The sequence below is a fragment of the Streptomyces sp. PA03-1a genome (assembly GCF_033792805.1).
Taxonomy (GTDB): domain Bacteria; phylum Actinomycetota; class Actinomycetes; order Streptomycetales; family Streptomycetaceae; genus Actinacidiphila.
Genome location: NZ_JARAVO010000045.1, coordinates 25,774 through 47,269, shown reverse-complemented (window position 1 = coordinate 47,269; position 21,496 = coordinate 25,774). Strand labels below are relative to the sequence as shown.

The window sequence follows — 21,496 nt, the reverse complement described above, 5'->3', positions numbered from 1 at the left end:
CCCCACACGCGCCCGCCGACCGGGAAGGACCTCCCCCCATGACCCGTGCCACGAGCGCCGCGAGGCGCGCCGCCGCCCGCCTGTTACTGCTGCTCGCCGTCCTCCTGGGCGCCGTCGCCGCACCGGCCACGTCCGCCCCCGCCGCCGCCCCCTTCAAGGTGCTGGCGTTCTACAACGGCACCTGGGACGCCGCCCACATCAACTTCGTCAAGGAAGCCAACCAGTGGTTCCCGCAGGCGGGCGCCGCCAACGGCTTCACGTACACCTCGACGACCAACTGGAACCTGCTGACCGACGCGAACGCGCTGAAGCAGTACCAGGTCGTCCTCTTCCTCGACGACGCCCCGCAGAGCGCCGCTCAGCGCTCCGGCTTCGAGACCTACATGCGCGGCGGCGGCGCCTGGATGGGCTTCCACGTCTCGGCCTGGACCGACAACGCACAGAGCTGGCCCTGGTACTACAACCAGTTCCTCGGCAGCGGGAACTTCCGCTCCAATACCTGGGGCCCCACCACCGCCGTGCTGCGCGTCGAGGACCGCACCCACCCCTCCACCACGCACCTGCCCGCGACGTTCACCTCGTCGGTGAGCGAGTGGTACAGCTGGAGCAACGACCTGCGCAACAACCCGGACATCGACGTCCTGGCGTCCGTCGACCCGGTCAGCTTCCCCTTGGGCACCGACCCGAACCAGTCGTGGTACAGCGGCTACTACCCGATCCTGTGGACCAACACCAAGTACCGCATGCTGTACGCCAACTTCGGGCACAACGCGATGAACTACGACACCAACACCCCCCTGTCGTCGACCTTCGCCAGCGCCACCCAGAACACCTTCCTCCTCGACGGCCTCAAGTGGCTGGGCACCGGCTCCACGGGCGACCCCGCCCCCACCGACCCGATCTCCGAGACCTCCTGGTACTCCCTGGTCAACGCCGGCAGCGGCCGCTGCGTGGACGCACGCGCCGCCGCCACGGCCAACGGCACCGCGATCCAGCAGTACACCTGCAACTCCACCACCGCGCAGGACTTCCGCGTGCTGTCCACCGACAGCGGCTACACGCGCCTGGCCGCCCGCAACGACACCACGAAGGCCGTGGACGTCACGGACGTCTCCACCGCCGACAACGCCGCGCTCCAGCTGTGGACGTACGGCGGCGGCGCCAACCAGCAGTGGAAGCCCGTCGCCGAGTCCGGCGGCCGCTACCACTTCACCGCCCGGCACAGCGGCAAGTGCCTCACCGCCCCCACCGGCGACCCGAGCGGCACCCAGCTGGTCCAGCGCCCCTGCGACGGCTCCGCCGCGCAGTCCTTCCAGCTCGTCGTCCGTCCCTGACCCGGGCGACGGGATCACGGTGCCGCCCCGCCCCCACGAGGGCCGGGGCGGCACCTCCGCGTCAGCGGAAGGCCGCCGCGTGGCGGGCGGCCCAGGCGGCGAAGGGCCGCGCCGGACGCCCGAGCAACGCCTCGGCGTCGGGGCCGACCCTCTGTTCGGCGGGCAGCGGCTCACCCAGGATGTCCAGCGTGCCGTCCGCCACGGGCTCCGGCATGAAGCGCAGCATCCCCTCACGGGCCTGCTCGCGGCTGAGTTCGACGAAGCGCAGCGGGACTGCGAGTTCCCCGCCGAGCACCTCCGCCTGCCGGCGCGGGGAGACCGCTTCGGGCCCGGTCAGCACGTAGGTCCGGCCCGCGTGGGACCCCTCACGGAGGACGACCGCGGCGGCGTCGGCGACGTCGGCGGGATCGACGACCGGCAGCGCCACGTCCGCGAAGGGCGCGGCCACCGTGCGCGCGGTGCGCACCGAGTCCGCCCACGCCAGGGCGTTGGAGGCGAGGCCGCCCGAGCGCAGGACCGTCCAGTCCACGCCGGAGCCGCGGACCGCGGCCTCGAAGGCCCGCAGCGGCTCGTGGGAGACCGCGTCCGGCCGGGTCCCCGCCGCCTGAGAGGAGAGCAGGACGATGCGTCGCACCCCGCTGTCCCGGGCGGCCGCCACCAGGTCGTGCGGCCGCGCCCGCGGCCCCAGCAGCTCCCCCGCCACCAGCAGGAACAGCGCCTTCGCGCCGGCGAGGGCGGGCCGCAGCCCCTCCGGCGACGCGAGGTCGACGGTTACGTGAGGTACGCCGGCGGGCAGCCGGTCGCCCGCGGGGGCCCGGCGCGAGAGGGCCGTCACGGGCTCGCCCGCCGCCGCCAGTGCCCGTACGAGAGGGCGTCCGACGTTCCCGGTGGCCCCTGTCACTGCGATCATCTCCGGCTCCGTTCCGGTCCGTTGGTCAACGACCCGGCGAAGCTAACACCGTGGATATAGTAGGTACCTACAGGATAGTGACTATCCCCCAAGCCCCCAGGAAGCCCCAGGGAGCCGCCATGAACGCCGAGACCGCGCACCGCGACGCCGCCCCCGTTCCGACCCCTCGCGAAGGCCCCTCCCGCACCGCCGACCCGGCACTCGCCTGCCCCATCGGCCCGGTCGTGGACCTCGTCTTCAGCCGCTGGACGACACCGGTGCTGTGGAGCCTGCACGCCCACGGCCGGCAGCGGTTCGTCGAACTGCAGCGCCGGATCGGCGGGATCACCCCGAAGGTGCTGACGCAGCGCCTGCGCCAACTGGAGCGCGACGGACTGGTGGTCCGCACCTATCACCCGGAGGTCCCACCACGGGTCGAGTACGAGATCAGCGAGCTGGGGCGCAGCCTGGCGCCCCTGTTCGCGACGCTCGCACGCTGGTCGGACGCCCACCTGGACGAGGTGGAACAGGCGCGCGCGGCGTACGACGGCCCGATGCCCTGAGGAACGGCCGGCACCCCACAGCAGTCCTGACGGTTCATCAGTATTGAAACTTCCGGTCGAGGCGGTTACGTTCCGCTCACTCGCCGACACAAGGGAGTGTGGTCGTATGGCCGAGGTCTCCGCACAGGCCCGCATCGCAGCTCCGGCCGAGAAGGTCTGGCGCACCCTCACCGACTTCAGCTCGCACACGCAGTGGAGCACCACGCACACCGGCTTCCCCGACGGCGGTCCGGAGCCGTTGGAGACGGGCGCGACCTACCGGGAGAACATGAAGCTGATGGGCTTCCCGGCCGAGGTGAACTGGGAGGTCACGTCCGTGGACCCCGGGCGGGGGTTCGAGATCGCCGGCAAGGGCCCGATGGCCGTGGACCTGCTGACCCGCTACAGCCTCACGCCGGACGGCGACCAGACCGACGTCCGCATCGACGGCGCCTTCAACGGCGCGGCCGTCGCCCTCATGGCGGGCAAGCTCAAGGACACCGCCACCGCCGCGCTCAACGAGTCGCTGCGCAAGCTCGCCGGTCTCGTCGAGTAGCCCGGGACGCCCCGGAGGCCGGGGACCGCGGGCGGCGTGGTCGCCGCGGTCCCCGGCGCCCGCCGCCTAACGCAGCACCGCGTCGGCGCTCTTGTCCCCCACCGTGAAGGTGTACGTCCCGCGCTCGACCCGCCGTGTCCCCGCGCCGTCGATGTCGCCCGGCGTCACGGCGAGCGCGCCGCGGGCGAAGTCAAGCCGCACGGTCCGCTTCTCGCCCGCCTTCAGGTGCACCTTGGTGAAGGCGACCAGCTTGCGCGCCGGCCACAGCACCTCGCTGACCGCCCGTGACGCGTAGACCGGGACCACCAGGTCGCCGTCCCGGGCGCCGGTGTTGGAGACGGTCACCTTGACGCCCTTGGCGTCGGCGGTGAGGGCGTCGTAGGCGTACGTCGTGTACGACAGGCCCGACCCGAAGGGGTAGAGCGCGTCGTACGACGACTCAAGGCCGCCGTTCGTGCCCGGCAGCTGCTGGTAGTACATGGGCTCGTTGCCGATGTCCTTCGGCCACGAGACCGGCAGCCGCCCGCCCGGGTTGACCTTGCCGAACAGCACGTCGGCGACGGCGCCGCCGCCCTCGGTGCCGGGCAGCCAGGACATCACCAGGCCGTCGGTGCCGGCCGCGTCGCCCAGGACCAGCGGACGGCCCGCGACGACCACGGTGACGACCGGCTTGCCGCTCGCCTTCAGCGCCTTGACCAGCGCCTGCTGGTCGGCTGACAGTTCGGGCCGCGGGCTGTCCGCGGCGCCCTCGGCGGCGGCCTTCTCGCCGACCACGACGACGGTCAGGTCCGCGCCCTTCGCCTGTGCCACCGCGTCGTCCGCGGTCACGGCCCGTACGACCTCGGTGCCGGCGGGAGCCGCCGCGCGGATACCCTCCAAGATGGTCGTCCCGGGCAGTTCGACGCCCTCGGGCACGCCCTGCCAGCCGATCGTCCATCCGCCGGCCTGGTCGTTGATGTCGTCCGCGTACGAGCCCGCCACCACGATGCGCCCCGCGTCCGCGCGCACCGGCAGCACGCCGCCCTCGTTGCGGAGCAGCACCTGCGACTCGGCCGCGGCCCGCCGCGCGAGGGCGGCGTCCGCGCCGAGCACCGCCTTGTCGGCCTTGGCGGGGTCGACGTAGGGGTGCTCGAAGAGACCGAGCTCGAACTTCAGCCGCAGGATGCGCCCGACGGCCTCGTCGATGCGCCGCGTCGGGACCAGTCCGCGGTCGACGGCCGTCTTCAGGCCTGTGCTCCACTCCTTGGCGAAGTACGGCTCCATCGCCATGTCGAGGCCCGCGTTGACGGCGAGGGCGATCGCCTCCGGGTAGTCCGCGGCGATCTTGTACCGGGTCTGGAGGGCGCGCACGTCCTCCCAGTCGCTGACGGTGACGCCCCTGAAGCCCCACTGCTGGCGGAGCACCTTCGTGAGCAGGTACTTCGACGCGGTGGCCGGTACGCCGTTGACGGCACCGGAGTTGACCATCACGGTCTTGGCTCCGGCCTGGACCGCCTGCCGGTAGGAGGGCAGCAGGGTGTCCTGGAGGTAGCGGACGGAGACGTCGGCGGGGACGCGGTCGTGGCCGTTGGAGGGCTCGGAGTAGCCGCCGTAGTGCTTGACGCTGGCGGCGACGCGCTTGGACCCGCCGGCGTGCTCGATGCCCGTCACGGCGGAGGCGGCCAGGGTGCCGGCGAGCAGCGGGTCCTCGCCGTAGGTCTCGTAGTAGCGGCCCCACCGCTGGTCGCGGGCGAGGTCGGCGACGGGGGCGAAGTTCCAGTCGATGCCGGTGGCGGCGACGGCGCGGGCGGTGGCCGCGGCGGAGTCCTCCACCGTGCCCGGGTCCCAGGTGGCGCCGAGGCCGATCTGGTGCGGGAAGACGGTGGCGCCGAGCACGTTGTTGTGCCCGTGGACCGCGTCCACGCCGTACAGGACGGGGATGTGCAGGCGCGTGTTGGTGACCGCGTACTTCTGGACGGCGTTGACCATCTTCGCCCAGTCCTGGGGCGTGTTCCTGGCCGGGGCCATGCCGCCGCCGGAGATCACCGAGCCGACGGGGTAGTCGGCGAGCACGGTCTTCATGCAGCTCTCGTTGAGCTCACCGCCGCTCCACTCGCAGTCGCCCTGGATGCGGGCGACCGCGACCTGGTCCATCTGACCGATCTTCTCCTGCAGGGTCATGCGCCCCAGCAGGTCCTTGACGCGCAGTTCGACGGGCGCGCCGGCCCGGGCGTAGACGGGCCCGTCGGCGCGGGCGGGGACGGAGGCGACCGCGGCGGCGCAGGCGGCCGCGGTCGAGAGGACGAGGAGGTTCCGCCACCGGTTCCGGTTTCTCCGCCGGTCGCGGACGAGGCGTGCACGCGGTTCGTTCGCTGGCATAGCAGGCATCCCGTTCCTGTCCGGGCCCTTCAGGGCACTGGCCGTAAACGTTTCCGGCTGCTGTCGCACCCGACAGACTGACGCTGACATGACATATCGTCAAGACTGTGACCGTGCTGCGAACCCATGAGGACCCCTCGTCCGCGCCCCCGCCCGGAACCGGCCCCGCGATCACCCTCCGCGAGCTCGCCCGGCGCAGCGGGGTGTCCACCGCGACCGTCTCGCGCGCGCTCAACGGCCGGGCCGAGGTCAGCCAGGCCACCCGCGAGCGCATCCGGCGGCTGGCCGGCGAACTGGGCTACGCGCCCAACGAGCCCGCCCGCACCCTGGTGCGGCGCCGTTCCGACACCATCGGCCTGCTGTGGGACACCGGGCACGAGTCGCGCGGCCTCCACCACCCCTTCCTGCAGGGCCTGCTGAGCTCGGTGCGCACCGCCCTGTCCGACGCGGGCTACCACCTCATGCTGCTCACCACGGCAGGGCCCGAGGACCCGCAGACGACGTACGTCCAGGCCGTGCGGCGGCACAGCCTGGAGGGCGTGATCGCGATGGGCCGGCCCGCCGACGACCGCGCCCTGCGCGCCCTCGCGGCCTCGGGCATCCCTTGCGCCGGTCTCGACGTCGCCCTGGACGGCCCGCGCACGGTCGGCGTCGCCTCCGACAACCCCGGCGGGGCGGAGGCGGCCGTCGCCCACCTGCACTCCCTCGGGCACCGCCGGATCGCCACCGTCACCGGCCCGCCGGAACTCACCCCCGCCGCCGAGCGGCTGGCCGGTTTCCGCACCGCCTGCGCACGCCTCGGGCTGGCGGTGCCGGAGGAGTACGTCGTCCCGGGGGACTTCTTCCTGGACAGCGGGCGCCAGGCGGTCCGGCGGCTGCTCGCCCTGCCCCAGCCGCCGACGGCCCTGTTCGCCGCGGGCGACATGATGGCGATCGGCGCCCTGCACGCCGTCGCCGACGCGGGGCTGTCCGTCCCCGGGGACCTGGCGGTCGTCGGCTTCGACGACATCGAGGCGGCCACCCTCGTGCGCCCAGCGCTCACCACGGTCGCCCAGGACCACCGCGCCCTCGGCACCGCGGCCGTCGCGGCCCTGTGCGAGCTGCTCGACCCGCAGGCCGTCCGCCCGCTCCCGCCGCGCGTACTGCCGACGCGGCTGGTCGTCCGCGGCACCTGCGGCGCCCGGCCCGGCCGCGGGCCCGGGCTCCTGACCGGGCGTCACTCGTAAGTGAACGGTGCGGCATTGATCCGTTGTGCCCGGGTACGGTACCGCTTGCCCCGGCCGGGCCGGGCCGGGCCGACGGACCGACAGGGGAGTCCCGCCCATGCAGATCGCCCGCACCGCCGCCGCCCGCACCGCCGCCGCCCTCGCGCTCGCCTTCCTCGCCGCCGCCACCGCGACGGCCTGCGGTCCCGCCGACGGCGGCACCACAGGCGACGGCCGGCCCCCAGCGAGCGCTCCGGCCACGTCCGGACCGGCCAACCTGCCCTCGTTCGCCGGCATGGGCCTGCAGGCAGCCCAGGACAAGGCCCAGACGCTGGGCTTCTACCGCCTGGACTCGCACGACGCGCTGGGCCGCGGCCGCGAGCAGATCTGGGACCGCGACTGGAAGGTGTGCTTCCAGCGCCCGGCCCCGGGAAGCCGGACCACCACCGTCACCGTCGAGTTCGGCGCCGTGAAGCTCGAGGAGTCCTGCCCCGCCCGGGACGCTCCCCCGCCCGCCTCGGCGGGCCCCACGATGCCCGACCTCACCGGCACGTCCCTGAAGGTGGCCCGCACGACGCTCACCCCCTCGACCGGCATCACGGCGGAGGACGCCTCCGGGCAGGACCGCTTCATCCTCATGGAGACCAACTGGAAGGTGTGCTCGCAGGCGCCCGCCGCCGGCACCGGGCTCACGGGGCAGCCGGTGGTCTTCAAGGCCGTCAAGTTCGGCGAGGCCTGCCCGTGACCCGCAGGCGCGGCACGGGACGCGCCGCCGGCACCGGACGGGACGCGCCGCCGGCCCGGGACGCGTACGTCCCGGGCCGGCGGCGCCGAGAGGGTCAGTCCTCGTCGGCGAGGATCAGATAGAGCTTCTTGCGGGCCTCGTTGACCACGGTCAGCGCCTTGTCCCGCTGCTCGGGCGTACCGGTCGCCCAGACCTGCCGGAAGGCGTCGACCAGGCCGGCGCCCGCCTTGCGGATCTCGTTCATGGCCTCCCAGTCGATGCCGCGCCCGGCCTCCTCCCAGGGGGCGTCGGGCCCCGCTTCGGCCTCGGTGCGGCCGGCCTCGGTGAGCGTGAAGAGCTTCTTGCCGCCCTCCGACGCACTGCTGATCAGACCCTCGTCCTCCAGCAGTTGCAACGTCGGGTAGACCGAGCCGGGGCTCGGCTTCCACGCGCCGCCGCTGCGCTCGGCGATCTCCTGGATCATCTCGTAGCCGTGCATGGGCCGGTCGGCCAGCAGCGCCAGGATCGAGGCGCGCACGTCGCCGCGCCGCGCCCGGCCTCGCGGGCCTCCCCTGCCGCCCCGCCCGCCGTGCCACGGGCCGGGCCCCCAGGGCCCACCGCCGAACGGCGGCCCGAACGGGCCGAACGCCGCGCGCCGCCCCTCCTCCTCGTGGTCGCCGCGGCCGTGATGGCCGGGCCCAAAGTGTCCATGTCCATGGGAACGCATGGTGACGCTCCTTCCATCATCGTACGGTCGCGATACCTCAACGATATATCGGTAACAGTCGCAAGGCAAGGACCTCCCACCTGCGGCTGTTGTCCCGCCCCATGAGGTCCGGCCCCGGATCGGCAGCGGGTGGGAGGCGTTGGCAGGAGATCCCGCGCGTCGGACGGCGGATCCGGAAGTCCGCGCGAATCCCCTTGCGCAATGGTCAAGAATCGTTGACCATTGCTCGCATGCCTACCGACGATCTGCCCGAGACGTTCCACGTCACCACTGACGAGCAACTGCGCGCCGTCTCCAGCCTCACGCGTCACCGGATCATGGCCGTGCTCCGCTTCGAGCCAGCGACGATCACGCAGATCGCCGAGCGCGTGGGTCTTGCGAAGGGGAGTTCCAGCTACCACGTACGGCTGCTGGAGCGGGCCGGCCTGGTGAAGGTGGTGCGGACGCGGAAGGTCCGGGGGGTCACCGAGCGGTACTACGCGATGGCCGCACGGTCGATCGAACTGCCGGACCCGGGCGAGGGAGGGCCGGACGTGCTGATGCGGCACGCGGTGGCGGACCTGGAGGCAGCGCCGGCGGATGCCGAGCGGCATGTGCGGATGGCGCATCTGCGGCTCACCGAGGAGCAGTTCGCGGAGCTGGGGGCGCGGCTGCAGGCACTGGCGGACGAGTACCGGGAGCTGTCCGATCCGTCGCTGCCCGATGCGTCACTCGTCTTCGCACTGTTCCACCCGGCGTCGCGCGAGCAGGCCGAAGGGGGCGCCAAGTGACCTCGGACATCCGGAAGTTGCCGACCGGGTTCGGACGGCTGTGGACCGCACAGACGGTGTCCTCGCTCGGTGACGGGGTCACGCATGCCGCACTGCCGCTGCTCGCGTTGACGTTGACGCGGGATCCGATGGCGCTCGCCGTCGTCACGGCCGCCGGAACGTTACCGTGGCTGCTCTTCGGGGTGCTCGGCGGCGCGCTGGTGGACCGCTGGGACCGTCGGCGCACGATGTGGATCACGGACGCGGCACGTGCGGTGCTGCTCGCGATACCGGCGGCAGCGGCCGCGCTCGACCGCTTGAGCATTCCGCTGCTCTCGGCCGTCGCCTTCCTCCTCGGCCTCGGCGGGCTCTTCTTCGACACGGCCGCCACGGCCTATCTGCCGGATCTGCTCGGCCGCGACCCCGCGTCCCTGGAGCGCGCCAACTCCCGCCTGCGCGGCACCCAGACCGCCGCGTCCGGCTTCGCCGGGCCACCCGCGGGCAGTGCCCTGCTCGCGCTCGGGCGGGCGGTCCCGCTGCTCGCCGACGCGGTCTCGTTCGCGCTCTCCGCACTGCTCGTACGGTCACTGCCCGCCGCACCCCGGCCCGCACCGCAGGCCCGTGAGTCGCTGCTGCGGCAGGCGCGGGCCGGCGCCTCGTACGTATTCCGGGATCAGCTGCTGCTCGGGCTCGCGCTGCGTCCGGCGGTCGGGAACATCGCCTTCCTCGCCGTGGAGACCATGCTCGCCCTCTTCGCGCACGATCGCCTCGGCATCGACACCTACGGCTTCGGCCTGCTCCTCACGGCGGAGGCCACCGGCGGTCTGCTCGGCGCAGGCATCGCCTCCTTCCTCGGCCGGCGACTCGGCACCGGCGCCGCCCTGACCTGCACGGCCGCAGTGGAGGGACTCGCCATTGCGGGCCTCGCCGCGGCCCCGAACCCGTACGTCGCCGGCCTCGCGCTGGCCGTCTGCGGAGCGGGCATGGGCGCCACGATGGTGCTCGCGCCCTCCCTCCGACAGGCGATCGTCCCCGCCCACCTGATGGGCCGGGTCGCCTCCACCTCCCGCATGCTCGCCATGTGCGCCGCCCCGTTCGGCGCCTTCCTCGGCGGCTGGCTGGCCACCACCTACGACGTACGCACCCCGCTCTACACGGCCGCCGGCCTCCTCCTCACCATGACCGCCATCACCGCGACCATGACCAGCAACCGCCGGGTCGAGGCGGCGCTGCGTGCCGCCGCCCCGGCCGAGGATCCAGATCACCCGGAAGCCCGGCACCCCGCTCAGGTGCTTGCCGTCGAAGGCTCCGCGAGGTCGTGAAGCCAGTGCTGAGCCCGGCCCGGCGTTCCCCGCCTCGGGCCCGGAGCGTGGGGCGCCCGGCCTCCACGGGATGCAACGAGTGGGCCGGCGGGCCGGGTACGCCGCCGTCGATCCTCGTCGTCCTCGACAGCCGCCGGGTCCCGGAAGGGGCGCAGGCCCTGACCGGGTCCGAGGCCACAAGCCAAGGTCGCAGTGAGCGGACTCCGGTAGGACGACCTCGACGGCGCAGGTCACTTCCTCGGGTGAGCACCGCGCTCGGTACAGCGGCCGGACCCGAAGGCCGGGGCGGATGTCGCGTGCACAGGCGGATCAGCCATACTGCCCGCCGTGGAGCAGAGCAGAGGTTCGAACATCCCGCTCGTACAGGCCGCCGGCATCGATCCGGCACACGTCCCCGGCATCCTGGGGCCGGAACCGGATGAAGACGACAGAACCGAGGCCGCGGCCTCCGAGACCGACCGCGCGTCCGACGCCGCGGCTGACGTGACGACCGATACCGGGCCGTCCCCCGCCGTGGCCGCGGAAGAGTCCACCGCCGGCACCGACGACGACGTTGACGACGCCGAAGTCACCGAAGGCTCCGGTGGGGGCCCGGTGTTCGAGGCCGCGGACCGCAGGGGGGCGATCCGGGTGGACCGGGACGGCCTCACCTTCCGGTTGGACGACACCGAGGCCGAGTTCGGTTGGAAAGAGATCGGCGCGCTCGAGGTCGACGTCCCCAAGTGGGGGCATCGGTTCGGCGTCACGGTCTACCTGTCCCCGCGCCGCTGGTTCGAGACGTGGGTCGACGCGCCCAGCCGACGCCGGCTGCGGGCCTGGAGCGATGAGCTCGACGCCGTCCTCGACGTCTACTTCGAAGCCGACACCGAGAAGCACGACTCCGTGGAGGACTAGGGGTTGATTCCAGGCGCCGGCTGGGGCTGGTGTTGAGCGTCGTAGTGGGTCTCGTCCTCGTGGGGTGGAACGCTGCCGACGCGGGAGCACCGGCGGCTGTGGCGCGAGCGCGCCTGATCGACGGCACGCTGACCAAGGGCCGCAACGACGAAAGCGAGGAGCACCGCTCCTCGCCACTGTCAACCTATAGCGCACGGGGGGCCTTGCGGCAAGGCCCCCGTCGTGCCGCAGAATCACCGCCCTGATTCGGAACCTGCGGGGATGGGTGTGTTGATGATCGACGTCATCGTCGTCGGCGGCGGGCCGACCGGCCTGATGCTCGCCGCCGAGCTGCGGCTGCAAGGTGTGCACGCGCTCGTGCTGGAGAAGGAGGCCGAGCCGGGCGTGCAGACCCGCTCGCGCGGGCTGCACGTACGCAGCGTGGAGGTGTTGGACCAGCGCGGTCTGCTGGAGCGGTTCCTGGCGCAGGGCGAGAAGTTCACGGTCGGCGGGTTCTTCGGCGGCCTCGGGAAGCGGTGGCCCGACGGGCTGGACACCGCCCACTCTTACGTCCTCGCCATCCCGCAGCCGGTCACCGAGCGCCTGCTCGCCGAGCACGCGGGCGAGCTCGGCGTGGAGATCCGGCGCGGCTGCGAACTGACCGGGCTGAACCAGGACGACGGCGGGGTGACCGCCGAGCTGGCCGACGGGACGAGGTTGCGCTCGCGCTACCTCGTCGGCTGCGACGGAGGGCGCAGCACCGTGCGCAAGCTGCTGGGCGTCGGCTTCCCCGGCGAGCCCTCCCGGGTCGAGACGCTGCTGGGCGAGATGGAGGTGGCCGCGCCCCCGGAGACGGTGGCCGCCGTGGTGGCCGAGGTCCGCAGGACGCAGGGGCGGTTCGGCGTCATCCCCGAGCGCAGCGGGCGGCACTGTCTCATCGTGCCCGCCGACGGGGTGGCCGAGGACCGTGCGGCGCCGACCTTCGAGGAGTTCAAGGAGCGGCTGCGGGCGGTCGCCGGCACCGACTTCGGTGTGCACTCGCCGCGCTGGCTCTCCCGCTTCGGCGACGCCACCCGGCAGGTGGAGCGCTACCGGGTGGGCCGGGCGCTGCTCGCCGGCGACGCGGCGCACGTCCACCCGCCGACCGGCGGGCAGGGGCTGAACCTGGGCATCCAGGACGCGTTCAACCTCGGCTGGAAGCTCGCCGCCGCGGTCAACGGCTGGGCGCCGGAGGCCCTGCTGGACAGCTACCACGCCGAACGGCACCCGGTGGCCGCCGCCGTGCTGGACAACACCCGCGCGCAGATGCACCTGCTGTCCACCGAGCCGGGTCCGCAGGCCGTGCGCCGGCTGCTGGCCGAGCTGATGGACTTCGAGGAGGTGAACCGGCACCTGATCGAGAAGATCACCGCGATCGGGATCCGGTACGACTTCGGCGAGGGCCACGCCCTGCTCGGCCGGCGGCTGCGGGACGTGGAGCTGAAGCGGGGGCGGCTGTACGGCCTGACGCACGGCGGCCGCGGCCTGCTGCTGGACCGGACGGGCGGACTGTCGGTGGCCGGTTGGGAGGACCGGGTCGACCACGTCGTCGACGTCGCCGAGGAACTGGACGTCCCCGCGGTGCTGCTGCGCCCGGACGGCCACGTCGCCTGGGCCGGCGAGGACCAGCGGGAACTGCTCCGCGTCCTCCCGCGGTGGTTCGGCGCCGCCGCCCGCTGACCGCCCGCCCTCGGCGCAGCCGCGGGCCGGCCACCGCACCGCCCACCGCCGCCGCCGCACCGCCAACCACCAGGGGGTATCACGTTCCGGCGACGTGGAGTTGCCGAAGGTGACGGCCCGGCCGAGTGGCGTCCGCGGCCCCCGGGGCCGAGACTGCGAGTACGACACACACATCCGATGCCGGACACAGGGCACACCTACCGCTTCCGGATCGCGCGCCCGGACGTATGCCGAGGCGGTGTCGCCTCGGTGCTCAGCTCGACCGGACGTGGTCCGCACCTCTCATGGAGCCGCCATGGCGGACATCCCGGTCGACGTCCTGACCCCCGATCCCGACGAGTCCTCTGCCACCGACCGCGAACGGATCCTCGCCGAGGTGCTGGCGCCGGTCGTGCAGGCCGAGCACGTCCCGCTCGACGGCAACTTCTTCACCGACCTCGGCGCGGACTCCATGGTCATGGCCCGCTTCTGCGCGCGGCTCAGGAAGCGCCAGGACGTGCCGTCCGTCTCGATCAAGGACGTCTACCGCCATCCGACCGTCAGGAGCCTGGCGGCGGCCCTCGCGCAGGCCCCGCCCCCGGCTGCCGTGCCGGCCGCCGCCTCCCCGGTGGCGGCGCCGTACGGCCCGGGCACGCCGGGGAGCCCGTCCGGTACGTCGCGTTACGTGCTGTGCGCGACGCTGCAACTGCTGTTCTTCCTCGCCTACTCCTATGCCGCGGCCCTCGTCTTCGCGGGCGGCGTGAAGTGGATCGCGGACGGTTCCGGGCTGCTCGGCACCTACCTGCGGGCGGTCGTGTTCGGGGCCGTCGTCTTCCTCGGGGTGTGCGTGCTGCCCATCGTGGCCAAGTGGGTGCTCGTCGGCCGGTGGCGCCCGCGGGAGATCCGCCTGTGGAGCCTGGCGTACGTCCGCTTCTGGTGCGCCAAGACGCTCATCCGGTCGAACCCGCTGGCGCTGTTCGCCGGGTCCCCGGTCTACTCCCTGTACCTGCGGGCGCTCGGCGCGAGGATCGGACGCCGCGTCACGATCCTCACCCGTCACGTACCGGTCTGCACCGACCTGCTCACCGTCGGCGACGGCACGGTGATCCGCAAGGACGTCTTCCTCAACTGCTACCGGGCGCAGTCCGGGGTGATCCGCACCGGGACGGTCACCCTCGGCAGGGACGTGCTGATCGGCGAGGCGACGGTGCTCGACATCGGGACCGCCATGGGCGACGGCACCCAGCTCGGGCACGCCTCCTCGCTGCACACCGGCCAGTCCGTGCCCGATGGCGAACGCTGGCACGGGTCCCCGGCCCAGCCGGCCGGGGTGGACCACCGCCGCGCCGCCGGCGCCGTCCGCTGCGGTGCCGTCCGCAGGGCCGCCTACGGGGCGACCCAGGTGCTGACGGCCCTGATCGTGTACGTCCCCCTGGCCGTCGGCGGCGCCGTCCTGGTGGTCGCCGCGGTCCCGCAGTTCGAGGCGCTGCTGCGACCCGGGCCGACGGCGCTGACGAGCTGGACGTTCTACGTCGACGCCCTGGCCGCGTCCGCGATCTTCTTCTTCGGCGCCGTCGTCGTCGGGGCCCTGCTGTCCGTGAGCGTCCCGCGCGTGCTGGGCCTCCTCGTCCGGCCGGACACGGACTACCCCCTGTTCGGCTTCCGCTACGGGGTGCACCGGGCCGTCGGCTTCCTCACCAACCGGCGCTTCCACAAGGTGCTGTTCGGCGACAGCTCGGCGATCGTCCCCTACCTGAGCCGCCTCGGCTACGACCTGGGCGACGCCGAGCAGACCGGCTCCAACTTCGGCCTCACGGTGCGGCAGGACACCCCCGGTCTGACCAGCGTCGGCAGGGGGACGATGGTCGCCGACGGGCTGTCGGTCATCAACACCGACTACACCGGCACGTCCTTCCGGACGTCACGGGTGACGATCGGCCCGCACAACTTCCTGGGCAACCACATCGCCTTCCCCGCCCGCGGCAGGACCGGTGACAACTGCCTCCTGGCCACGAAGGTGATGGTCCCGCTCGACGGGGAGGTCCGCGAAGGCGTGGGGCTGCTCGGCTCGCCGAGCTTCGAGATCCCCCGGTCCGTCCTGCGGGACAGCAGGTTCGACCACCTCAAGGACGGCGCGACCTTCCGGCGCCGCCTGGCGGCGAAGAACAAGCACAACGCCGCCACCATGGCCCTGCACCTGATGTCGCGGTGGCTGTTCTTCTTCTCGGTCGCGCTGGTGGTGTCGGTCGCCGCGGACCTCTACGGCACGCTCGGCCCGGCGGTGATCGCGCTCGCCAACGTCCTCACGGTGCTGTTCGCCGTCGCCGACATGATGCTGACCGAGCGCGCCACCGCGGGCCCGGGCGGTCTGCGGCCGCTGTACTGCTCGATCTACGAACGTCCCTTCTGGCGGCACGAACGCTACTGGAAGATCACCAACCCGACCGAGGCGATCGCGGTCCTCAACGGCACGCCCTTCAAGACCGTCGTCTGGCGGCTGCTCGGCGTCCGGATCGGCAGCCGGGTCTTCGACGACGGCTGCTACGTGCCGGAACGGTCCCTCGTGGCCATCGGCGACGAGTGCGTCCTCAACGAGGGCACCCGGATCCAGTGCCACTCGCAGGAGGACGGCACCTTCAAGTCGGACCGCACCACGCTGGGCAGCCGTTGCACCGTCGGCGTGGGCGCCCTCGTCCACTACGGCGTCACGATGGGCGACGGGGCCGTCCTCGCGCCCGACTCCTTCCTGATGAAGGGCGAGGAGGTCCCGGAGCGGGCCCACTGGGGCGGCAACCCGGCCCGGGAGCTGCGCGGCGCCGTGGCCGGCGCTCCCGGCTGAAGGCGCCCCGCGGGAAGGCTCGCGCCCCCGCTCGTCCCCACAGTCCTGTAGTTTCCACAGGGTCGTCACCACGGGCGTCCCGCGCCCCGTCCCATCGGAGGGAACCGGCACGATGTTCGGCCTCAGCGAGCTCGCCCTGCTGCTCATCGTGGTCATCGTCCTGATCGGCATCAGGAAGCTCCCCGGCCTCGTGCGCTCCGCCGGGAAGGCCACCCGCATCCTCAAGAGCGAGGCCGCGGCCATGAAAGCGGACGACGACCCGTCCGCCGACGGACCCGCCCCGCGCGTCATCCGGGCGGCCCCCGGGGACGTGACCCGCAGGACCGACGAGGTGGACGGCACGGGGCGCTGAGCCTCCGCCGGCCGTCGAGCGCGCGGCCGCGGACGCGTGCTTGACGGGCGTGCGAACATCGCCCTGTACGGACCGCCGGGTGAGGGGCAGGGGGAGCCGTGACGGGGTTCGAGATCGCGCTGGTCATCCTCGCGGGCGGTTACGTCACCGGAGGTGCCTACGACCGGCTGAGGAAAGCCGCGACCGAGCGGCGCGAGGCCCGGCAGCAGGAGCTGAACGGACCGCGGCCGGTGTGCGGTTGCGGGCACCACCTCGCCTACCACGACGCGCGCGAGGGCCTGTGCTACGCCTCCGTCCCGGCACCGTCCGGCCGCAAGGACGAGGCCGGCGACAAGGACGAGGCCGAGGACCGGCGGTGTCCGTGCCGGCGGTACGCCGGCCCGGAACCGCTGGCGACCCTGTACGCGCCGGAGATCGCCGCGCCGCCCGCGGAACGTTCCCGGCCCGACGCCGCCGGGTAGCGGCTCAGGCCGCCTCCTCGACCGCCGTGGCCGGTCCGACGAGCTCCTCGAGGACGTCCTCCATCGTGACGTAGCCGAGCAGCGTGCCGTCGTCCCCGGTGACCGCGGCGAGGTGGGTGCCCGCGGCCCGCAGGGCGGTGAGCGTGTCGTCCAGCGGGGTGGTGGGGCGGAGCCGGATGACGGGGTGGAAGGCGCCCGGGGGGAAGGGACGGTCGCGCCCGGCGGCGCCGAGGGTGTCCTTGATGTGGAGGTAACCGAGGACGCCGCCGTCGGCGCCGGTGACCGGCAGACGGGAGTAGCCGGACGCGGCGGCGGTCCGCTCCAGCTCGTCCGGGGTGACCCGCTCGCCGACGGTGACCATGCGGCCGGCCGGTACGAGGATCTCCCCCACCGGACGGCTGCCGAGCTCCAGGGCGTCGCGCAGGCGCTCGCCGCCCGTGACGTCGAGCAGGCCGGCGGCGCTGGAGTCCTGGACCAGGCGGGCCAGTTCGTCGTCGGTGAAGACGGCCGCGACCTCGTTCTTCGGCTCGACGCGCAGCAGCCGCAGCAGGGCGTTGGCGAAGGCGTTGATGCCGAAGACCACCGGGCGCAGCGCGCGGGTGACGTTCACCAGCGGCGGGCCGAGCAGCAGCGCGGCGCGCTCGGGCGCGGCGAGTGCGATGTTCTTGGGCACCATCTCGCCGACCAGCATGTGCAGGTAGGTGGCCGCGGTCAGGGCGATCACGAACGAGATCGGGTGCACCAGCGCGTGCGGGACGTGCGCGGCCTCGAAGCCCGGCTCCAGCAGGTGCGCGATGGCGGGCTCCGCGACCGCGCCCAGCACCAGCGAGGAGACGGTGATGCCCAGCTGCGCGGTGGCCAGCAGGGCGGACAGGTGTTCCAGACCCCACAGCACGGTGCGGGCGCGCTTGTCGCCCCCTTGCGCGCGCGGCTCGATCTGGCTGCGCCGTACGGAGATCAGGGCGAATTCGCCGCCCACGAAGAAGGCGTTCGTCAGCAGCGTGAGGGCGCCGACGGCGAGCTGCAGCGCGGTCATCGGGCGTCCTCCGCGATGCGTGCGACACGGACCCGCTCGGCGACATGGTGGTCGACGCTGAGCACGGTGAAGCGCCAGCCGTCGACCTCGGCGGCGTCGCCCCGCGCGGGGATCCTGCCGAGGGTGGCGGCCAGCAGCCCGGCGACGGTCTCGTACGGGCCCTCGGACGCGGTCAGGCCGATGCCGGCGAGCTGGTCCATGCGGACGTTGCCGTCGGCCTCCCAGGACCCGTCGCCGGCGGGGGCGAGGTCGGGCCGCTGCTGGGGGTCGTGCTCGTCGCGCACGTCGCCGACGACCTCCTCCACGACGTCCTCGACGGTGACGACACCGGCCGTGCCGCCGTACTCGTCGATGACGACGGCCATGGTGCGGCGGCTGCGCATCCGGTCCAGCAGCCGGTTCACGGGCAGGCTGTCGGGCACGAGCAGCGGCGCGGTGGCCAGGGCGCTCACGGGTGTGGTGGCGCGTTCCGCGGCCGGAAGGGCCAGGACGTCACGGATGTGGACGGTGCCGATGACCTCGTCGAGGCCGTCCCTGTACACGGGGAAGCGGGACAGCCCGGTGGACAGCGAAAGGGCGGCGGCGTCGGCGGCGCTCGCGTGGGCCTCCAGCGCCCGTACGTCCACGCGCGGGGTCATGACGTTCTCCGCGGTCAGCTCGCTCAGGTGGAGCGTGCGGACGAAGAGCTCGGCGGAGTCGGGCTCCAGGACGCCCACGGCGGCGGAGTGGCGGGCCAGGGCCCGCAGCTCGTCCGGTGTGCGGGCGGAGGCCAGTTCCTCCGCCGGTTCCAGGCCGAACCGGCGCACCAGGCGGTTCGCAGCGTCGTTGAGGTGGTTGATCAACGGCGAGAAGGCCGCGGTGAAGCCGCGCTGCGGCCCGGCCACCGCCTTCGCGACGGCCAGCGGGCTGGAGATCGCCCAGTTCTTGGGCACCAGCTCGCCGATCACCATCAGCACCACGGTCGAGACGACGACACCCAGGACGGTCGCCGTCATGGACGCGGCGCCCTCGGGCAGGCCGGCGGCCTCGATCGGGCCGCTCAGCAGCGCCGCCAGGGACGGTTCGGCGAGCATGCCGATGACCAGTGAGGTCACCGTGATGCCCAGCTGCGCGCCGGACAGCTGCAGCGTCAACCGCCGCACGGCCTTGAGGGCGCCGTCCGCGCCGCGCTCACCGGCAGCGGCGGAACGTTCCAGCTCACCGCGCTCCACCGTGGTCAGGGAGAACTCCGCCGCGACGAACACCGCACAGGCCAGGGTCAGCAGCAGGGCCAGCAGCAGGAGCAGCACTTCGGTCACCGTGTCACCCCCATTTCCACGCCTCGGCGGGCCTCTCGGGGTATGACACGGTCGGTACTCGGGGGATGGTCCATCGCGGGAACCGCGGCTCCTTCTTCGTGCTCGGTACGACGGGTTTCCCCCATGGTAAAGGAAGCGCAAAGGCCACGGTCGGCGGACGGACCCCTGGTCACCGCCCGCCCTCTCCCCTCACGACCGGCCGGAGACCGCTCGGCCATCAGGACTCTTGGGAACTTCTTTACCTGACGCGGTAGTTCTGCGGGTGGCCCGCAGGGGCCGGCGGCCGGCGGCACGGCCCGATCCACCGCGGGCCGCAGCCCGCCCGTCTGCGGCCACTGCCACCGTACGACCTCATGTCGCGCACCTCCCCGAGCGGCGCCGCCGCCGGGCCGCCGCCCCGACCATCCGCGGAGTCACCCCCCGATGTCCTGGTTCGAAGCCGCCGTCCTCGGCCTGCTGCAGGGGCTCACCGAGTTCCTGCCCGTGTCCTCCAGCGCGCACCTGCGCGTGTTCTCCGCCCTGGCCGGCTGGGAGGACCCGGGGTCCGCCTTCACGGCCGTGACGCAACTGGGCACCGAGACGGCCGTGCTGATCTACTTCCGCCGCGACATCGTCTCGATCGTCAAGGCCTGGACGACGTCCCTCTTCGTGCCCGACCGGCGCAAGGACCCGAACGCCCGCATGGGCTGGTTCGTCATCATCGGGACGATCCCCATCGCGGTCCTCGGCGCGGTGTTCCAGCACAGCATCGAGACGTCACTGCGCGATCTGCGGATCACCGGCACCGTGCTGATCCTCTTCGGGCTGGTCCTCGCCGTGGCCGACCGCAGCCGGGCGATCCGCAACGCCAAGCCCATCACCGAGCTGACGCTCCCCCACGCCCTCGGCTACGGCTTCGCCCAGTCCCTCGCCCTCATCCCCGGCGTCTCCCGCTCCGGCGGCACCATCAGCGCGGGCCTCTTCCTCGGTTACAGCCGTGAGGCGGCGGCCCGTTACTCGTTCCTGCTGGCCATCCCCGCGGTGCTCGCGTCCGGCACCCTGGAGCTGTTCAAGATCGGCGACGGCGCCGCCCCCGCCTGGGGGCCGACGCTGCTCGCCACCGGGATCGCCTTCGTCGTGGGCTACGCGGCCATCGCCTGGTTCCTCAAGTACGTCTCCACGCACAGCTTCACGCCGTTCGTGGTCTACCGCGTGCTCCTCGGCGTACTGATCATCGGACTGGTCGCCGCCGGTGCGGTCGCACCGGGCGCGGGAGGCGTGGGCTGACCGGCCCGCCCGGTCCGCCGCCCCGTCCCCCGGCTCAGTCCTCGTCGTCCGAGTCGTCGTCGCCCTGGTCGTCGCCCTGGTCGTCCTGGCCGGCGGACGGTGCGCCGGCGCCGGGCGCGGGCCCGGTCCCCTGGGTCGGCGTCGCGCTGGGACCGGTGGTGGGGGTCTTCGCGGAGCTGCTCTCCGGTGAGAACAGGAGCATGCCGAGGAGCACCGCCACCGCGAAGGCCACCACCCCGGCGATGGCGCTCGCGACGCGGGGCCGGTAGCGGATGAACTCGCCGGGGCTGCGTCGCTGCGCCGGAGCCGCCCGCCGCCTCGACGCCGGCCCCGGCCGCGCGGAGCGTGTCGCCGTCGGCCGCACCTGCGGCGCGGTACCGGCCTCGTGGCCCGCGACGTTCGGGGCGCCGTGCGACGGCACGGTGGCGGGCAGGGACACCGGGTGCGCGCGCCACGCGTCGGTGCGGAACCAGTCGGCCACGTCCTGGGCCGAGGGCCGGTCCTCCGGCTGCTTGGCGAGGAGCCCGAGCAGGTACCCCTCGAAGGCGGCGGGCAGATCGGCGCCGAGCTGGGAGGGCGGCACGGGGGCGCTGTCGATGTGCTGGTAGAGCAGGGCCGTGGCGCTGTCGCCCTGGAACGGCGTACGGCCCGTCAGCAGCTGGTACAGGACGCACCCGAGCGCGTAGACGTCGGAGGCCGGCCCCGCGGTCCGGCCCAGTGCCCGCTCGGGGGCGAGGTAGAGGCTGGTGCCGACGATCTGTCCGGTCATGGTGAGCGCGGCGGCCGGATCGTCGACGAACCGGGCGATCCCGAAGTCACCGATCTTGAGCGATCCGGCGGCGTCGAGCATCAGGTTGCCGGGCTTGATGTCGCGGTGGACGATGCCCTGCTGGTGGGCGGCCGCCAGGCCCGCGGCCGCCTGCGCGGCGACGACCGCGACGTGATCGGCGCCGAGCACGTGCCCTGCCTCCAGCAGCTGGCCCAGGCTGTCGCCCTCGACCAGTTCCATGACGAGGAAGAACCGCCCGTCCCAGGAACCGAAGTCGAAGACCGCCACGACGTGCGGGTGACCCAGGCGCGCCGCCGTCTGCGCCTCCAGCCGGAACCGCGCGGCCGCCGAGGCGTCGGAACCGTCGCCCAGCAGGAGCTTCACGGCGACGGGACGTCCCAGCACCTCGTCGGTCGCCCGCCACACCTCGCCCATGCCACCGCGGCCGATGGGCGCGTCCAAGCGATACCGATCCGCCACCAGCACGTCGTACGACCT

Annotated in this window: 19 protein-coding genes; 13 read left to right on the top strand and 6 right to left on the bottom strand. The window is 73.2% G+C overall.

All coding sequences use genetic code 11. The features are described 5' to 3' along the window. Positions 1 to 38: 38 nt before the first annotated feature. A complete protein-coding gene (locus PV341_RS12880) occupies positions 39 to 1,334 on the top strand; it encodes a ThuA domain-containing protein (protein WP_500357791.1) in 1,296 nt (431 codons plus the stop codon). Between the two features lie 61 nt (positions 1,335 to 1,395). Here PV341_RS12880 and PV341_RS12875 read toward each other — a convergent pair whose 3' ends face one another. After that, a complete protein-coding gene (locus PV341_RS12875) occupies positions 1,396 to 2,244 on the bottom strand; it encodes an SDR family oxidoreductase (RefSeq protein ID WP_500325153.1) in 849 nt (282 codons plus the stop codon). Between the two features lie 119 nt (positions 2,245 to 2,363). On the opposite strand from PV341_RS12875, the gene PV341_RS12870 reads away from it, so the two are divergent. After that, positions 2,364 to 2,786: a winged helix-turn-helix transcriptional regulator gene (locus PV341_RS12870; protein WP_500325155.1), complete on the top strand. Its 423-nt coding sequence runs from the start codon at positions 2,364 to 2,366 to the stop codon at positions 2,784 to 2,786. Positions 2,787 to 2,892: 106 nt separating this feature from the next. Then, positions 2,893 to 3,321: a type II toxin-antitoxin system Rv0910 family toxin gene (locus PV341_RS12865; protein WP_499510516.1), complete on the top strand. Its 429-nt coding sequence runs from the start codon at positions 2,893 to 2,895 to the stop codon at positions 3,319 to 3,321. 66 nt (positions 3,322 to 3,387) lie between these two features. On the opposite strand, the gene PV341_RS12860 is transcribed toward PV341_RS12865, so the two are convergent. Further along, positions 3,388 to 5,679, bottom strand: a complete 2,292-nt coding sequence (locus PV341_RS12860; RefSeq protein ID WP_500357789.1) for a glycoside hydrolase family 3 N-terminal domain-containing protein — start codon at positions 5,677 to 5,679, stop codon at positions 3,388 to 3,390. Between the two features lie 107 nt (positions 5,680 to 5,786). Between PV341_RS12860 and PV341_RS12855 the strand changes: the two genes are divergently transcribed. After that, positions 5,787 to 6,905 carry a LacI family DNA-binding transcriptional regulator gene (locus PV341_RS12855; RefSeq protein WP_500357788.1) on the top strand — a complete coding sequence of 373 codons (1,119 nt, stop codon included), beginning with the start codon at positions 5,787 to 5,789 and terminating at the stop codon, positions 6,903 to 6,905. A 97-nt stretch (positions 6,906 to 7,002) separates the two neighbouring features. Continuing rightward, positions 7,003 to 7,629 (top strand): hypothetical protein, encoded by a 627-nt coding sequence (locus PV341_RS12850; protein WP_500325161.1) that lies wholly within the window; start codon positions 7,003 to 7,005, stop codon positions 7,627 to 7,629. A gap of 94 nt (positions 7,630 to 7,723) precedes the next feature. Here the strand turns inward: PV341_RS12850 and PV341_RS12845 are convergent, their stop codons facing one another. Beyond that, positions 7,724 to 8,335 carry a PadR family transcriptional regulator gene (locus PV341_RS12845; RefSeq protein ID WP_499510520.1) on the bottom strand — a complete coding sequence of 204 codons (612 nt, stop codon included), beginning with the start codon at positions 8,333 to 8,335 and terminating at the stop codon, positions 7,724 to 7,726. Positions 8,336 to 8,565: 230 nt separating this feature from the next. On the opposite strand from PV341_RS12845, the gene PV341_RS12840 reads away from it, so the two are divergent. The 7 genes from PV341_RS12840 to PV341_RS12810 all read left to right on the top strand — a co-directional run bounded on the left by PV341_RS12840 (position 8,566) and on the right by PV341_RS12810 (position 16,629). Continuing rightward, positions 8,566 to 9,105 (top strand): ArsR/SmtB family transcription factor, encoded by a 540-nt coding sequence (locus PV341_RS12840; protein WP_500325163.1) that lies wholly within the window; start codon positions 8,566 to 8,568, stop codon positions 9,103 to 9,105. Continuing rightward, positions 9,102 to 10,406, top strand: coding sequence for an MFS transporter (locus PV341_RS12835; RefSeq protein WP_500357786.1), 1,305 nt, complete (start codon positions 9,102 to 9,104; stop codon positions 10,404 to 10,406). The genes PV341_RS12840 and PV341_RS12835 overlap by 4 nt, the downstream gene beginning before the upstream one ends. A 327-nt stretch (positions 10,407 to 10,733) precedes the next feature. After that, entirely contained in the window at positions 10,734 to 11,300 is a 567-nt protein-coding gene (locus PV341_RS12830) for a hypothetical protein (protein WP_500357785.1), read from the top strand. A 273-nt stretch (positions 11,301 to 11,573) separates the two neighbouring features. Next, complete coding sequence (gene rox, locus PV341_RS12825) at positions 11,574 to 12,998, top strand: rifampin monooxygenase (protein WP_500357792.1); 1,425 nt, start codon at positions 11,574 to 11,576, stop codon at positions 12,996 to 12,998. A gap of 295 nt (positions 12,999 to 13,293) precedes the next feature. Then, the gene (locus tag PV341_RS12820) at positions 13,294 to 15,816 is read left to right on the top strand and encodes a Pls/PosA family non-ribosomal peptide synthetase (protein WP_500357784.1); all 2,523 of its coding nucleotides are present in this window, start codon (positions 13,294 to 13,296) and stop codon (positions 15,814 to 15,816) included. A gap of 112 nt (positions 15,817 to 15,928) precedes the next feature. Further along, a complete protein-coding gene (locus tag PV341_RS12815) occupies positions 15,929 to 16,168 on the top strand; it encodes a Sec-independent protein translocase family protein (protein WP_499510525.1) in 240 nt (79 codons plus the stop codon). Between the two features lie 98 nt (positions 16,169 to 16,266). Then, a complete protein-coding gene (locus PV341_RS12810) occupies positions 16,267 to 16,629 on the top strand; it encodes a hypothetical protein (protein WP_500357783.1) in 363 nt (120 codons plus the stop codon). A gap of 4 nt (positions 16,630 to 16,633) precedes the next feature. On the opposite strand, the gene PV341_RS12805 is transcribed toward PV341_RS12810, so the two are convergent. Further along, positions 16,634 to 17,665: a hemolysin family protein gene (locus PV341_RS12805; RefSeq protein ID WP_500325172.1), complete on the bottom strand. Its 1,032-nt coding sequence runs from the start codon at positions 17,663 to 17,665 to the stop codon at positions 16,634 to 16,636. Beyond that, entirely contained in the window at positions 17,662 to 18,963 is a 1,302-nt protein-coding gene (locus PV341_RS12800) for a hemolysin family protein (RefSeq protein ID WP_500325174.1), read from the bottom strand. The genes PV341_RS12805 and PV341_RS12800 overlap by 4 nt, the downstream gene beginning before the upstream one ends. Before the next feature lie 423 nt (positions 18,964 to 19,386). Between PV341_RS12800 and PV341_RS12795 the strand changes: the two genes are divergently transcribed. Beyond that, positions 19,387 to 20,229 (top strand): undecaprenyl-diphosphate phosphatase, encoded by an 843-nt coding sequence (locus PV341_RS12795; protein ID WP_500325176.1) that lies wholly within the window; start codon positions 19,387 to 19,389, stop codon positions 20,227 to 20,229. A 34-nt stretch (positions 20,230 to 20,263) separates the two neighbouring features. Here the strand turns inward: PV341_RS12795 and PV341_RS12790 are convergent, their stop codons facing one another. Next, positions 20,264 to 21,484 carry a serine/threonine-protein kinase gene (locus tag PV341_RS12790; protein ID WP_500357781.1) on the bottom strand — a complete coding sequence of 407 codons (1,221 nt, stop codon included), beginning with the start codon at positions 21,482 to 21,484 and terminating at the stop codon, positions 20,264 to 20,266. Between the last annotated feature and the right edge of the window lie 12 nt (positions 21,485 to 21,496).